Origin of the sequence: Allobosea sp. (genome assembly GCF_036675845.1) — a bacterium.
GTDB lineage: Bacteria > Pseudomonadota > Alphaproteobacteria > Rhizobiales > Beijerinckiaceae > Allobosea.
This window is the reverse complement of sequence record NZ_JAKFED010000161.1, coordinates 1-14,450: the sequence shown is the minus strand read 5'-3', so window position 1 is coordinate 14,450 and position 14,450 is coordinate 1. Positions and strand designations below refer to the sequence as shown.

The 14,450-nt window shown below is 69.1% G+C and carries 14 protein-coding genes; 9 read left to right on the top strand and 5 right to left on the bottom strand.

Going from position 1 to position 14,450, the window contains the following annotated elements:
- On the top strand, positions 1–735 hold a 735-nt coding region (locus tag V6M56_RS18175), incomplete at its 5' end, for a DUF3394 domain-containing protein (protein ID WP_332685569.1).
- A 97-nt stretch (positions 736–832) separates the two neighbouring features.
- On the opposite strand, the gene V6M56_RS18170 is transcribed toward V6M56_RS18175, so the two are convergent.
- The 5 genes from V6M56_RS18170 to V6M56_RS18150 form a co-directional block, all read right to left on the bottom strand.
- Positions 833–1,279, bottom strand: coding sequence for a hypothetical protein (locus V6M56_RS18170; protein ID WP_332685568.1), 447 nt, complete (start codon positions 1,277–1,279; stop codon positions 833–835).
- A gap of 136 nt (positions 1,280–1,415) precedes the next feature.
- Complete coding sequence (locus V6M56_RS18165) at positions 1,416–2,438, bottom strand: amino acid ABC transporter substrate-binding protein (RefSeq protein WP_332685570.1); 1,023 nt, start codon at positions 2,436–2,438, stop codon at positions 1,416–1,418.
- A 125-nt stretch (positions 2,439–2,563) separates the two neighbouring features.
- A complete protein-coding gene (gene metC / locus V6M56_RS18160; protein WP_332685567.1) occupies positions 2,564–3,748 on the bottom strand; it encodes a cystathionine beta-lyase in 1,185 nt (394 codons plus the stop codon).
- A gap of 89 nt (positions 3,749–3,837) precedes the next feature.
- Positions 3,838–4,713, bottom strand: coding sequence for a LysR substrate-binding domain-containing protein (locus tag V6M56_RS18155; protein ID WP_332685566.1), 876 nt, complete (start codon positions 4,711–4,713; stop codon positions 3,838–3,840).
- A gap of 251 nt (positions 4,714–4,964) precedes the next feature.
- On the bottom strand, positions 4,965–5,711 hold the full coding sequence (locus V6M56_RS18150) for a superoxide dismutase (RefSeq protein ID WP_332685565.1): 747 nt from the start codon (positions 5,709–5,711) through the stop codon (positions 4,965–4,967).
- A 215-nt stretch (positions 5,712–5,926) separates the two neighbouring features.
- Between V6M56_RS18150 and V6M56_RS18145 the strand changes: the two genes are divergently transcribed.
- From V6M56_RS18145 to V6M56_RS18110, 8 genes are all read left to right on the top strand, one after another.
- Positions 5,927–7,381 (top strand): methyl-accepting chemotaxis protein, encoded by a 1,455-nt coding sequence (locus V6M56_RS18145; RefSeq protein ID WP_332685564.1) that lies wholly within the window; start codon positions 5,927–5,929, stop codon positions 7,379–7,381.
- 85 nt (positions 7,382–7,466) lie between these two features.
- Complete coding sequence (locus V6M56_RS18140) at positions 7,467–7,934, top strand: response regulator (protein ID WP_332685563.1); 468 nt, start codon at positions 7,467–7,469, stop codon at positions 7,932–7,934.
- Positions 7,935–8,127: 193 nt separating this feature from the next.
- On the top strand, positions 8,128–8,409 hold the full coding sequence (locus V6M56_RS18135) for an STAS domain-containing protein (protein WP_332685562.1): 282 nt from the start codon (positions 8,128–8,130) through the stop codon (positions 8,407–8,409).
- A 5-nt stretch (positions 8,410–8,414) separates the two neighbouring features.
- Positions 8,415–8,774 carry a response regulator gene (locus V6M56_RS18130; RefSeq protein ID WP_332685561.1) on the top strand — a complete coding sequence of 120 codons (360 nt, stop codon included), beginning with the start codon at positions 8,415–8,417 and terminating at the stop codon, positions 8,772–8,774.
- A gap of 8 nt (positions 8,775–8,782) precedes the next feature.
- Positions 8,783–11,014 (top strand): chemotaxis protein CheA, encoded by a 2,232-nt coding sequence (locus tag V6M56_RS18125; protein WP_332685560.1) that lies wholly within the window; start codon positions 8,783–8,785, stop codon positions 11,012–11,014.
- A 2-nt stretch (positions 11,015–11,016) separates the two neighbouring features.
- Positions 11,017–11,520 carry a chemotaxis protein CheW gene (locus tag V6M56_RS18120; RefSeq protein WP_332685559.1) on the top strand — a complete coding sequence of 168 codons (504 nt, stop codon included), beginning with the start codon at positions 11,017–11,019 and terminating at the stop codon, positions 11,518–11,520.
- 79 nt (positions 11,521–11,599) lie between these two features.
- Complete coding sequence (locus tag V6M56_RS18115) at positions 11,600–13,576, top strand: methyl-accepting chemotaxis protein (protein WP_332685558.1); 1,977 nt, start codon at positions 11,600–11,602, stop codon at positions 13,574–13,576.
- Between the two features lie 24 nt (positions 13,577–13,600).
- Positions 13,601–14,449 carry a CheR family methyltransferase gene (locus V6M56_RS18110; protein WP_332685557.1) on the top strand — a complete coding sequence of 283 codons (849 nt, stop codon included), beginning with the start codon at positions 13,601–13,603 and terminating at the stop codon, positions 14,447–14,449.
- Position 14,450 lies beyond the last annotated feature (1 nt).

The window sequence follows — 14,450 nt, the reverse complement described above, 5'->3', positions numbered from 1 at the left end:
GCGCTCGCCGTGGCGCTGGCCTGCGCCTGCGCCGGCATCGTCATCGGCGTCGTGGCCCTGACCGGCGCGGGGATCGTCTTCACCCAGGCCGTGGTCGGCCTTTCGCAGAACTATCTGCTGCTGGCCCTGATGCTGACCGCGATCGCCGGTATCGTGCTCGGCATGGGCATGCCGACCACGCCGGCCTATATCGTGATGACCTCGCTGCTGGTGCCGGCGCTGATCAAGCTCGGCGTCATCACGCCGGCGGCGCACATGTTCGCCTTCTACTTCGCCATCCTGTCGGCGATCACGCCGCCGGTGGCGCTCGCCGTCTATGCTGCGGCCGGGCTGGCGAAGGCCGATCTCTGGAGCAGCGGCTGGGCGGCGGTGAAGATCGGCGCGGCCGGCTTCGTCGTGCCGTTCATGTTCGTCTACGAGCCGGCGCTGCTGATGATCGGCGACTGGCCGACGATCATCTGGCGCTTCGCCTGCTCCTGTCTCGGCATCGGGCTGCTCGCCGCGGGCCTGCACGGCTACCTGCTGCGCCGCGCCGCCATGTGGGAACGCGCGCTGCTCGTCGCCGCGGCGTTCTGCCTGGTGAAGCCGGACTGGGTGACGGATCTGATCGGGCTCGGAATGGCGGCGGCACTGTTCACATGGCAGTGGCCGGGCCGGGAGCGGGCCGCCGAGCCGGAAGTGCTGATCCCGATGACGGCCGAGGAGCCCGCGGTGCAGCCCGGCGTCGCGAAATAGCGCCGGGCCTGCGGCAGCGCTCCCCGCGATCGTACTGTCGCGGGGAGCAGGTTCTGTTACTAGGGGAAGAGACGACCGCCTCGACCGAGGCGGCCGGCTATTTGAAGCCGATGAGGACGCCGTCGGCGCCGAGCGACAGCTGCAGGCCCCGCCGCCTGGCATCGAGGTTGATCGTCACGCCCTTGTCGTTCTTGAGGACCATCCGGCCCCGGCCGGCGCGGCCGACCGCCCAGCCCTCGCGCAGCTGGACATAGGCGCCCGCGAAGTCCTCGCGCTGCCTGAGGCCGTAGACCCGGCCCGTGGCGGTCAGCTTCGCCGCGCCGATGCCGCCGACGCCGAGGCCGCCGACGGTGATGGGATAGTTGCGGCCGCGAAAGGCCAGCGTGCCGCCACCGACCTGTCCCTGGCCGATGAAGGCGACGGAGATCACCTCGAACCGGACCGAGCCGCTCGGCGGGCCGAGCGTGCGCGGCTGGGCGATGGCCGCGCCCGGGAGAAGCAGGAGCGCGGCGGCGCCGGCGGCGAAGGACCTGAAGCTGGACACGGGCGCGCTCCCTTATGATGAAAAACAAGAACGCCAACCGCCGAAGCGCGCAATGGTTCCAAGCCCCGGCGAAATGGCTACGCCATCCTAGAACCGGATCCGATCAGATTGCACAGCAATCTGATCGGCGCGTGCTTTAGCGAAACGGCGGGCTGTATTGGATGCCGCCCCTGCTCCAGAGTTCGTTGGGACCGCGGGCGAGGTGCAGGCGCGATTTTGCACCGAGATGGCGCTCGAAGCTCTCGCCGTAATTGCCGACCGCGGCGATGACGCGCACGACCCAGTCATTGCTGACGCCCATGGCCTCGCCCATCTTGCCGTCCCGGCCGAGGAAGCGCTTGATCTCGGGATTGGGCGATTTCAGCATCTCCTGGAGATTGGCCTTGGTGATGCCGAGCTCCTCGGCATTGACCAAGGCGAAGACCGTCCAGCGCACCAGGTTGAACCAGGTTTCGTCGCCGGTCCGCACCCAGGGGCCGAGCGGCTCCTTCGAGATGATCTCCGGCAGGATGACATGGGCATCCGGCGCCTGGAGCTTCATCTTGACCGCCGAGAGCGCCGATACGTCGGTGGTGTAGGCGTCGCAGCGGCCTGCCTCATAGGCTTTCATCGCCTCTTCGGAAGTGCTGAAGGCCGCCGGCTCGTATTCCGCGCCGAGCTTGCGGAAATAATCGGCGAGGTTGAGCTCGCTGGTCGTGCCCTGGGCGACGCAGATCGAGGCGCCGCCGAGCTGCGCGGCCGAGGTGACGCCGAGCTTCTTCGTCACCATGAAGCCCTGGCCGTCATAATAGTTCACGGCGGTGAAGGTGACGCCCTGGCCGGCATTGCGCGCCAATGTCCAGGTCGTGGTGCGCGGCAGCACGTCGATCTCGCCGGCCTGCAGCGCGATCAGCCGGTCCTTCGAGGTCAGCGGCACGAAGGCGGCCTTCTCGGTGTCGTTGAAGATGATCGCGGCGAGCGCCCGGCAGATATCGGTGTCGAAGCCCTCCCAGCGGCCATTGGCATCCTGGAGCGAGAAGCCGGCGACGCCGGGGCTGGTGCCGCAGATGATCTTGCCGCGCTCGCGGATGGTCTGCAGCGTGTCGGCGGCGAAGGCGGGTGCGGCGAGGGCGGTCGCGAGGCCGATGGCCGCGGCCAGGCGGAGCGTCGATCGCTTGATGGCGAGTCGTTTGATGGCGAGTCGTTTCATTGGCAGATCCCCTGTTCTTGTTTTCAGGCAAAGCTCTCCCGACGCGGCGATGGCCTGCCGCCGCGTGCGTTTCGTTCCGGCGATGTCGTTTCCGTTCAGGCGACCTTGGCGGCCGCCGGTCTTTCCAGCGCGACGAGCAGTGCGTCGAGATCGTTCCAGAGATCGTCCGGATCCTCGAGGCCGATGCTGATGCGCAGCACCGCGCCCTGGTCCGTCCACGGAACGACGCTGCGATCGCCTGCCACCGCCATCGGCGCGATCAGGCTGCGAGTGCCGCCCCAGGAGGCGCCGATGGCGAAGACCCTGAGCGCGGTCAATGCGGCTTCGAGCGTGCTGTCCGGAGCCGGCTTCAGCACGACGCTGAAGACGCCGGAGGAGCGGCCGATGTCGCGCTTCCAGAAGGCGTGGCCGGGGCAGGAGGGCAGGGCCGGGTGCAGCACCCGCTCGACCGCCGGCGAACGCTCGATCCGCCGGGCGAAATCCTCCGAGACGCGGCCCATATGGGCGACACGCAGGCCCATGGTCTCGATGCCGCGCAGCGCAAGCTGGCATTCGTCCGGCGAGACGCCGACGCCCAGGCCGCGCAGCGTCTCCTTCAGCTTCTGGCGCAGCCCGAGGTCGGCTACGGTGATCGAGCCGAGCAGCAGGTCGGAATGGCCACCGACATATTTGGTCAGCGCCTCGCAGGCGAAGTCGGCGCCATGGGCCAGCGGCTTGAACAGCAGCGGCGTCGCCCAGGTGTTGTCGCAGCCGACGAGCACGCCCCGGGCCTTGGCCGCCTGCACGATCGCCGGCACGTCCTGCACCTCCATGGTGCCGGAGCCGGGCGACTCGACCCAGACGAGCTTCGTCGCGTCGTCGATCAGCGCGGCGATGCCGGCACCAATCAGCGGGTCGTAGACGCCGTAGTCGATGCCGCGCGGCTTCAGGTATTCCTCGCAGAAGCTGCGCACCGGCGGGTAGACATGGTCGGGGATCAGCACCTTGTCGCCCGGCATCAGGACCGAGAGCATGACGACGCTGACCGCCGCCTGGCCGGAGGGCACGAGCACGGTGCGGACGCCGCCATGCAGGACGCTGAGCTGGGCTTCCAGCGTGCGCGTCGTCGGCGTGCCGTGCAGGCCGTAGGTGTAGCCGTCGAAGCCGCGATATTTCCGGGCCGAAAAGCTCGCCGCATCGGGATAGACGATGGTCGAGGCGCGATGCGTCGGCACGGCGAGGCTGGCATAGCCCTCGGTGTCGACGGCCGGGTGGTGAACGCAGCGCGTCAGGTCATGCATGGCGAGGCCCTTTCATCGCCGGAGGGTCATCCGGCGGCCTTCGTCCCGCAATCAGGCGCAGCTTATGAGTTCATGCCTGCCTGTTATGCTCAGCGCGCTTCCATCAGGCAGTCGATGAAGTCGCGCACGAGCTGCGATTTCGGCCGGTCGAGCGGCAGGATCAGCAGGCTCTTGCTGTGCACGGCGGGCTCGAAGGGCCTGAGCACGAGGCGGGTCGGATCGGCGCCGGCGACCGCATAGGGGCTGACCAGGCCGACGCCGATGCCCTCCGCGACCAGCGCGCAGACGGTCGAGGCATAGATCGTCTCGACGACGATGTCGGGCTCCGCGCCTGCCTCGGCGAAGATGCGGTCGAGCCGCTGGCGCGCCCGGTCCTCCGGGACATAGGCGATGAAGGGGATGCCGTGCAGGTCGAGCGGGCCGATCAGCTCCTTCTCCGCCAGCGGATGGCCGAGCGGCAAGGCGCAGAGCACGCGCGGCTGGACGAAGGGCTGGTGGAGCACGCCGGAGGTGTCGATCTCGTCGGCGGCGAGGCCGATGTCGAAGGCGCCGGAGGCGACGCCGTCGCGCACATCGCGCGAGGGCAGCACCATCAGCGTCACGGCGATGTCGGGCCGCTTCTCGCGGAAGCGGCGCACCGCCTTCGGCACCAGCGAGGAGCCGAGCGCCGAGAGCGAGCCGACGCGCAATTGCCCGGCGCCATGGTCGCGGATGCGGGCGGCGGTGGCGCGCAGCGTGTCCATGCCGAGAAAGGAGGCCTGGACCTGGGCATAGAACAGCTTGGCCTCCGGCGTCGCGATGATGCGGTTGCGGACACGGTCGAAGAGCAGGAAGCCGACCGAGCGCTCGAGCTCGGCGATGGTGCGGCTGACGCCGGGCTGGGTGATGCCGAGCAGTTCGGCGGCGCGCGAGATCGTGCCGGCCTTCATCACCGCGGCGAAGATCTCGAGCTGCCGGCTGTTCAAGGCGCGCCTGTCAGGGAAGGGCTCATGGCGGCAGCGTAGTGCAGGACGCGTCCGTGTCGAATTGAGAAGTCATCCCGGCCAAGCGGCGAAGGCCGCGCAGAGCCGGGGATCCATGCCTGAGCTTTTCCGATCAGCGTTCCGGCATGGACCCGGGTCTCCTGCGGTCGCCTGGGATGACCGAGACAGGGCCCGCTCGATGCACGATACCGGCCGTGGGCCGGGCATCGTGGATCAGGGCGTCGTCCGGCCGCTCAGATCGCCAGCTTGCCGGCCTTGGCGGCGGCGTAGCGGGTGTTGACCTTGCTCCAGTCGATGACGTTCCACCAGCTCTTGAGATAGTCGGCCCGGCGGTTCTGGTATTTCAGATAGTAGGCGTGCTCCCAGACGTCGTTGCCGATCAGCACCATCTGCTTGTCCATCAGCGGGCTGTCCTGGTTGGGCTTGCTGGCCAAAGCGAGCTTGCCGTCCTTGGTCACCGTGACGAAGACCCAGCCGGAGCCGAAGACACGCAGGCCCGCCGTATCGAAATCCGTCTTGAACTTGTCGAAGCCGCCGAGGTCGCGGGTGATCGCGGCTGCGACCTCGCCGGTCGGCGCGCCGCCGGCATTCGGCCCCATGACCTCCCAGAACATCGTATGGTTGGCGTGGCCGCCGCCGGAATTGCGGACCGCGGTGCGGGCCGCCTCCGGCACCTTGCCGAGATCACCGAGCAATTGCTGGAGCGGCGTCTGGGCGAGGACGCCATGGTCCTTGGCGACGGCGTTCAGGCCGGCGACATAGGCCGCGTGATGGCGGTTGTAGTGGATGTCCATCGTCGTGGCGTCGATATGCGGCTCGAGCGCCGCGGCCTCATAGGCGCGCTTGGGCAGCGAGAACGGCCCGGCCGGGGCGGCGGGGGTCGCTGCCTGCGCCCAGACCCTGGGGGCAATGGCCAGGCCGGCCGCGGCGGCGCCGAGGCCGAGCAGCGAGCGGCGGGAAAACGAAGTCGCGTGGTGCATGGGGTTCCTCCGGATGCCGGCCGCACGATGCCGGGCCTGCCGCTACGGTAACGCGAAAAGCCGGTCCTGGATGCAGCGATCTCGGGGCGATCGCGCTTTTCCTCCGATAGGCGCATTCGGGCAGCCGAAAATGGCGTGAGCACGGCCATTAACCGGCGATTTACCGCGTTCGTTTAGCTTCGGAAGGCAGATTTCTCACGCGGAAGTGCGTCTCCATGCATGCTCAGGCTCTGAAGACGCCTGCCCCGGCCAATGAGGACGCGCCCGACGCGGAGGCGGCCTCGCGGGCCGTCGTCGAGATCGCGGAACGCTTCGGCAAGCTGAGCAGCGAGATCACCGACATTTCCGGCCGCATCGGCGACGTCAACGGCCAGCTCGACCGGCAGACGGCCGGGCTGCACCGCGTCGTCGATTCCGTCGACCAGGTGGCGCGCGCCAATCAGGCGATCCAGCGCTCGGCCGAGGAAGCGCAGAGCGCGGCCTCGGTCGTCAAGAGCGGCCTGGAGCGCGTCACCGGCGCGGTCAGGCTCGGCCTCAACGCGGCGCAGAACGACATCGCCGAGCTCTCCAATGGCGCGCAGTCGATCTCGCAGGCCCTGGCCGGCGCCGTCGACCGCGCCCACAAGCTGCGCGAGGCGAGCGAGGCGATCCAGTCGATCACCCGCGAGATCCAGCTGCTTTCGATCAATGCCGGGGTCGAGGCGGCCCGCAGCGGCGCTGCCGGCCGGGGATTTGCGGTGATCGCGGCCGCCGTCAAGCAACTCGCCGAACAGACCCGTGACGCGACCACGGCCAGCGCCAGGCAGCTCGAGGCGCTCGTCGCCACCGTCGACCAGCTGGCGCGCCAGAGCGAGGCCAATGCGCTGGCGGCGCGCCGCGCCAGCGAGGAGAGCCAGGGGATTTCGCGCCAGATCGGCGAGCTCGACCATTTCGGCGAATCGGTGGTCGGGCTGATCGCCGAGATCGACAGCATCTCGGCGCCGACCCGCGACAATGCCGTGGCCTTCGCCAAGGTCGGGACGGAGCTGAAGGAGCTGGTCGGCGGCGTCGAACAGTCGAGCCTGAGCCTCGAGGTCGCGTCGCGCCGGGCGAGCTCGCTGGTCTCGACCAGCGAGGCGATCCTCGGCTCGATCGCGGCTTCCGGCGTGCGCACGCCGCAATCGGAGATGATCGCGACGGCGATCGAGGCGGCCAGCACGATCTCGGACCTGTTCGAGCAGGCGCTGGCGAGCGGCCAGATCGGCATCGCCGACCTGTTCGACGAAGACTACCGCCCGGTGCCGGGCAGCGATCCGGTGCAGCAGATGACGCGCTTCGTCGCGCTGACCGACCGGCTGCTGTCGCCGCTGCAGGAAAAGCTCCTGGCCGGCAACCGGCGCGTCGTCTTCTGCGCCGCGGTCGACCGCAACGGCTTCCTGCCGACGCATAACCGCAAATACGCGCAGCCGCAGGGGCCGGACCCGGTCTGGAACAATGCCAATTGCCGGAACCGGCGGGTCTTCGACGACCGGACCGGGCTGGCGGCGGCGCGCAACCAGAAGCCCTTCCTGCTGCAGACCTACCGGCGCGACATGGGCGGCGGCAACTTCCTGGTGATGGAAGACCTGTCGGCGCCGATCTTCGTCCGGGGCCGGCATTGGGGGGCGTTCCGCTTCGGGCTCAGTGTCTGAGCCCGGCGGGCGCAGGAGTAAGAGGCTTCAGTAGCGGGCGTCCTCGCCCGGATGTGGTGTTGAGTATCGGGTCGCAATCGCCGTCATGCATATCGCTCCCGCCTTCCCGAACCTGTCGGTCCTGCTGATCGACCCCAGCCCGCATTACCGGCGCATCATCCGGACGATGCTCTATCAGGCGCAGCTGCAGCGGATCTTCGAGGCGGCCGACCTCGCCAGCGCCGCGACCATGTTCATCCAGAAGCAGCCGAACATCGTCATCCTCGACTGGGACCTGCCCGAGGGCGACAGCATGAAATGCCTGGCCTCGATCCGCTCCTTCAAGACCTCGCCCTTCGCCAAGGCGCCGGTGCTGGTGATGATGGAGAAGCCGGACCGCCGGGCCATCGTCCAGGCAGCCAAGCTCGGCGCCCACGAGATCATCGTGAAGCCGATCTCGCCGAACAATCTCTGGCTGCACCTGTCGGGCATCATCAACATCCCGCGCAAATACAAGGAACAGAGCGGCAGCATCACGCTGGTGCCGCGGGCGATCAGCAACAGCCTCTTCTGAGAGCTGCGCGTCCAGATGGAAGAAAGGCCGGTCATCCGGACAAGCGGCGAATCCGCGCCGAAGCAAGACGCGCGCTCCGGCGGTTCTGAACTGCCGCGAAACGGTCACAATCCTTCCCGTCCGGCCGATCGATTAGCGAAACTTTTACCATTTCCGTGACAGCCTCCCGCCACCATTCACAGGTCGCGCCGCCGTGGTCATCACCGTTTCCCTGCCGCCGCTTCTCGGCCGTTCCGAGGCTGCCGCCTTTCGCAACCAGCTCCTCGTCGCGCTGGAGCAGAGAGAGAGCGTCAGTGTCGAATGCGCCGGCGCCGGGCCGTTCCCCAGCCTCTGGATCCAATTGCTGCATGCGGCAGCGGCCAGCGCCAAGGCGCATGGCCTCAGCGTCACGCTCAAGGCGATGTCCGACGAGTGCCGCCAGTCCTTTCAGGCGATCGGGTTCGATTTCACCCAAAGCGCCCTCGTCGTGGAGTGAATGCGATGCGAATTCTGGCAATCGACGACACCAAGACCCTGCTCAGCCTGCTCAGCATGACGCTGCGCAATGCCGGGCATGAGGTGGCGGAGGCCGAGAACGGCGAGGAGGGACTGGCGCGCTTCGACCAGTTCAAGCCCGATCTCGTGATCACCGACCTGAACATGCCGTTGATGGACGGCATCGAGTTCACCCGCGCCTGCCGCTCGCGGCCGGCCGGGCAGAACACCCCGATCATCGTGCTGACCACCGAGAACGGCGCCGAGATCAAGGCCGAGGGCCGCCGCGCCGGCGCCAGCGCCTGGATGGTCAAGCCGTTCGAGCCCACCACCCTGCTCGGCCTCGTCGCGCGCTACCAGAACTGAGGCGGTTGATGGATCCTCTGGCGGAACTCAAACAGACCTTTTTCCAGGAATGCGAGGAGCTCCTCGGCGCGCTCGAGCAGAAGCTCCAGGCGCTCGACGAGGGCTCCCGCGATTCCGAGGACGTCAATGCCGCGTTCCGCGCGATCCATTCGATCAAGGGCGGTGCCGGCGCCTTCGGCTGCACCGAGCTCGTCGCCTTCGCCCATGTCTTCGAGGCGTCGCTCGACCATCTGCGCTCCGGCCGCGTCGCGCTCGAGGACGCGCCCTTCAGCCTGTTCCTGCGCTGCTCCGACGCGGTTTCCGATCTCGTCGCGGCCGCACGCAATGACGAGCCGGCGCAGGCGCGCCCCGATCTGCTGGCGGCGCTCGAGCAGGTCGGGCAGGCCAAGGCACCGGCAGCGCCGGCCGCCGCGGACGAACCTCCCGGCATCGCCGCGCTCGGCAACCTGCTCGCCATGGTCGAGGCCAAGGCCACCGCGCCCGCTCCGGCCGCCGATGACGGCTGGGACGATGCGCCGGCGGCAGCGGCTCCCGCCACGCCGGAGCGGCCCGGCCGCGAGGTCTGCATCCGGATCAGCCCCGAGAGCGACCTGTTCCGCCGGGTGATCGAGCCGCGCGTCATGCTCGCCATCCTGCCGGCCGAGGAGATCGTCTCCGTCACCTGCGACATGGGCCATGTGCCGTCGCTGGAGACGCTCGACGTCACCGACTGCCATATGCGCTTCACGGTGCTGCTGCGTACCGAGGTCCCGGTCGAGGAGATCGTCGCCAGGTTCGACTTCACCCTCGCCAATGAGGAGTTCGAGGTCGAGGTCATGCCGGCGGCCGCCAATGACGACGCCGCCGAAGCGGTGCCTGCCGAAGTGCCGCAGAACGTCGCTGCCGATCTCTCCGCGATCCTGGCGCGTCTCGGCCCGGCGCCGGCCGCGACGCCGTCGCCCGACATCCAGCCGGCGGTGGCTGCGGATGTCGCGCCGCCCCCGCCGCGGCCCGCCGCCAGGCCGGTCGCCGCCAATGACGGCGCCGCCGCGCGCCAGCGTCAGGCGGTCAGCGTCCGCGTCGACCTCGACCGCATCGACCGGCTGATGAACCTGGTCGGCGAGATCGTCATCACCCAGTCGATGCTGGTCGAATGCGTGCGCTCGCTGCCCTATGACGTCTATGCCAAGACCGCCGAGGGCATCCTGACCCTGTCGCGCCAGACGCGCGAGCTGCAGGACCATGTCATGGCGGTGCGGGCGCAGCCGGTGAAGGCGGTGTTCCAGCGCATGCCGCGGCTGGTGCGCGAGCTCGCCCAGACGCTCGGCAAGGAAGTGAAGCTCGTCCTCGAGGGCGAGAACACCGAGGTCGACAAGACGATCATCGAGGAACTGGCCGATCCGCTGACCCATATGATCCGCAACTCGATGGATCACGGGCTCGAGACGCCGGAGGAGCGCATCGCCGCCGGCAAGCATCCGGAGGGCACGATCAGGCTGATCGCCGAGCACCGCGCCGGCCGCATCGTCATCTCCGTCACCGATGACGGGCGCGGCATCAATCGCGAGAAGCTGCTCGGCAAGGCGCGCTCGCGCGGCCTGGTCACGGCCGAGGAAAGGCTGGCGCCGGAGGAGATCGACCAGCTGATCTTCGCCGCCGGGCTGTCGACGGCCGAGGCGGTCAGCGACATTTCGGGGCGCGGCGTCGGCATGGATGTCGTCCGCCGCAATGTCGAATCGCTCGGCGGCCGGATCAGCGTCGATTCCGAGCCGGGCCGCGGCTGCAAGTTCACGCTCGCCCTGCCGCTGACGCTCGCGGTGCTCGAAGGCATGGTGATCCGCTGCGGGGATGACCGCTACGTCATCCCGATCGCCAGCGTGATCGAGACGCAGCACCTCGCCAACACCCCGATCGAGCACCTGACCTTCGGCCAGGAAGTCCTGCGCTGGCGCGGCGAGGTGACGCCGCTCCACCGGCTCGGGGCGGTGATGGGCTCGTCCGGCAAGCGCGACGAGAACATCATCATCATCGCCGAGACCGAACGCGGCGGGAATGTCGGCATCGCGGTCGACGAGATCGTCGGCCAGCAGCAGGTCGTGGTGAAGAGCCTCGAAGCCAATTACGGCACGGTCAACGGTGCCTCGGCCGCGACGATCCTCGGCGACGGGCTCGTCGCCCTCATCCTCGACGTCGATTCGATGCTGCGCCTGGCGGCGGCCGGCGGCCGCCAAACTGCTCCTGAACTCAAGCTGGCTGGATGACCATGACCCTGCAACTCGGCGAAAAGCACTTCACCTCGGCGCAACCGGAATCGGCGGTGCGCCGTATCGTCACCTTCCGCGTCGGCGACCGGACCTTCGGCATCGATGTCGGCATGGTCCGCGAGATCAAGGGCTGGCAGGCGACGACGCCGCTGCCGCACGCGGCCCCGCATGTCCGCGGCGTGCTCAACCTGCGCGGCGTGATCCTGGCGGTCTACGACCTGCGGACCTCGATCGGCCTCGGCGTCACCGATGCGACCGCGACCCATGTCATCGTCGTCGTCGATGTCGAGGACAAGACCGCCGGCCTGCTGGTCGACTCGGTCTCCGACATCGTCGACGTGCCGGTCAGCGCAGTGCGTCCCGCGCCGGATCTCGAGCGCGACGAGCACGGCCTGATCGAGGGCCTGGTGCTGCTCGACAGCGACATCGTGGCGCTGCTCGACCTCGCGGCGGTGATCAAGGATGGCGGCGACATTCAGGCCCGGCAGGCCCGCGCCAACTGACCCGAAGGACCGCCCCGAGGACGCCCGCCAACGCGCCAGAGGAAGCTGCCGCCTGCCCCCTGAGAGACACAAGAAGCCGATGAGCACGATGCCGGCGGGCCTTTCGAAACTGTCCTTCAAACTGCCGGCGCTTTTCGCCGGCGGGGCCCTGGCCGCGGCCATGGCGGTCGCAGGCGCGGTGCATCAGGCCGCCTCGGTGAAGCTTGCCGCGCTCGGCCTTTCCGGGCAGCAGGTCGAGGCGGTGAGTGCCGCGACGCTCGGGCCGGCGCTGGCTTTCGGCGCCGCCGGCCTGGCTGTCGCCGCCGGGCTGGGCTGGCTCGTCGCCCGCTCGCTCGCCCGGCCGCTGGTGGCGATGCGCGACGGGGCCGAGAAGCTGGCGGAAGGCCAGGAAGCGGAGCTGCCGGAACTGGCGCGCCGTGACGAGATCGGCGATCTTAGCCGCAGCCTGCGGCAGGTCCAGGAGAGCAGTGTCGAGGCCAGCCGCCTCCGGGCCGCGCTCGATGGCTGCCGCACCAATATCATGGTCTGCGACGCGCAAGGGCGTGTCGTCTTCGCCAACCGGTCGCTGCTGAAGTTCTTCGCCGAGGCGCAGGACGATTTCCGCATCGCCTTTCCCGGCATTTCCGCCAAGGACATGCTCGGCAAGGTGATGGATGTCTTCGACAGCCGGTCCGCCGCCCAATCCGCCGGGAACGGCGCGCGCTCGCTGCGCTTTTCGCTCGGCCGGCGCACGCTGGCGCTGACGCTGAGCCGGATGGTGCAGGCTGACGGCCCGCCGCTCGGCGCGACGATGGAGTGGCGCGAGCTGACCGACGAGCTCGGCGCCGCCGACGAGGTCGCCGATGTCGTCTCCGCCGCGGCCGAGGGCGATTTCTCGCGGCGCATCCCGCTCGCCGGCAAGTCGGACGCGCTGGCGCGCATCGCCGAGGGCATCAACCAGATCAACATGATCGTCGACGGCGCGGTCGGGGAGTTCGCCGAGGTCCTCTCCGGTCTTGCCGAAGGCGACCTGACCCAGCGCGTCGAGGGGAAGTATCAGGGCCGTCTCGCCGAACTGAAGGCCGGGCTGAACGAGACGATGGCGCGACTGGCGCAGACCGTCTCCGGCATCCAGGCGACCTCCGGCCATGTCGCGACCACCGCCGCCGAGATCCGCAGCGGCGCCGCCGACCTCGCCCGGCGCACCGAGGACAGCGCCGGCAATCTCGAGCAGACGGCGGCGACGACCGAGCAGCTCGCGGCCTCGGTCAAGCAGAGCGCGGCGCGCTCGCGCCGGGCGACGGAACTCGCCGGCGAGGCGATGGGCGTCGCCGAGGCCGGGCGGAAGGTGGTGGTCGACGCGGTCGGCGCGATCGAGCGGATCGAGCAGTCCTCCTCGCGCATCTCCGAGATCGTCTCGGTGATCGACGGCATCGCCTTCCAGACCAATCTGCTGGCGCTGAACGCCGCGGTCGAGGCGGCGCGCGCCGGCGATGCCGGCAAGGGTTTTGCCGTCGTCGCCTCCGAGGTCAGGAGCCTGGCGCAGCGCTCGAGCCAGGCGGCCAAGGACATCAAGGGCCTGATCGTCGACTCGAATGCGCAGGTCGCCGACGGCGTCCGCTTCGTGCGCCATACCGGCGAGGCGCTGAACCGCATCGTCACGGCGGCCGGGGAGGTCTCCGGCACGGTCGTCGAGATCTCGCAGGCCACGGCCGAGCAGGCGGGCGGCATCGAGGAGATGAGCCAGGCCGTCGCGCATATGGACGAGGCGACGCAGCAGAACGCGGCGCTGGCCGAGCAGAGCGCCGGTTCCGCCGCCAGCCTCGCCGCCCAGATCGAGGCGCTGAAGGGCCTCGTCGCCTTCTTCCACACCGAGGAAGCTCACAGCCGCTCCGCGCTGGCGCCGGCCGCCGCGAGCGGGCTCGTCGCGCCGCTGCGCGTGCCTGTCACCGCGCCGGCGGAGCCGAGGCAGGCCATGGCGCCGGCGCCGCGCCGCGCCGAGCTCCGTTCCCGGCCCGCCGAGCCGCGCCGCAAGGTCGCCGGTGGCGGGCGGCTCGACGAATGGGCGGAGTTCTAAAGTTTGCCCTCCCAGAGCCAGATCATGTCAGTCCCGCAGCCCCAGACCGAATCGACCCTGACCCGCGACGACATGGGCTTCGTCGCCAGGCTGGTCTACGAGCATGCCGGCATCGTCATCCGCGAGCACAAGGAAGCGATGACGCGTGGGCGGCTGGCACGCCGGGTCAAGGCGCTGGGGCTGGCCTCGGTCGCCGAATACTGCGCCTTCCTGAAGACGCCGGGCGCGCAAAGCGAGATTCCCGAGCTGATCAACGCCGTCACCACCAACCACACCGCCTTCTTCCGCGAGCGCCATCATTTCGACCATCTGCGCGGCGAGCTGCTGCCGCGCCTGATCCAGGAGCGCGCGGCAAGGCGCGGCCGCATCCGGATCTGGTCCTCGGCCTGCTCCTCGGGCGAGGAGGCCTACAGCATCGCCGCCGTCTCGCGCGAGGCGGTCGGCCATCGCAGCGATCTCGATTTCCGCATCCTCGCCACCGATATCGACACCGACATCCTCGACCGCGCCGCCGCCGGCCTCTATCCGGCCGAGCTGTTCGAGCGCCTGCCGGGCGATTTGCGCCCTTTGCTGCGGCTGGAGGGGCAGGCCGGGCGCGGCGAGGCGCGGATCAGCGACGACCTCAAGCGCCTGATCGCCTTCAAGCGGCTGAACCTGATCGAGCCCTGGCCGATGAAGGGGGCGTTCGACGTCGTCTTCTGCCGCAATGTCTTCATCTATTTCGACACCCCGACCAAGGCCGCGATCCTCAACCGCTTCGTCGCGCTCCTGCATCCGGGCGGCTTTCTCTATCTCGGCCATTCGGAATCCCTGCCGCAGCCGCACCCGCAGCTGCGGCTGATCGGCCGGACGATCTACGAGCGCACGCCATGAG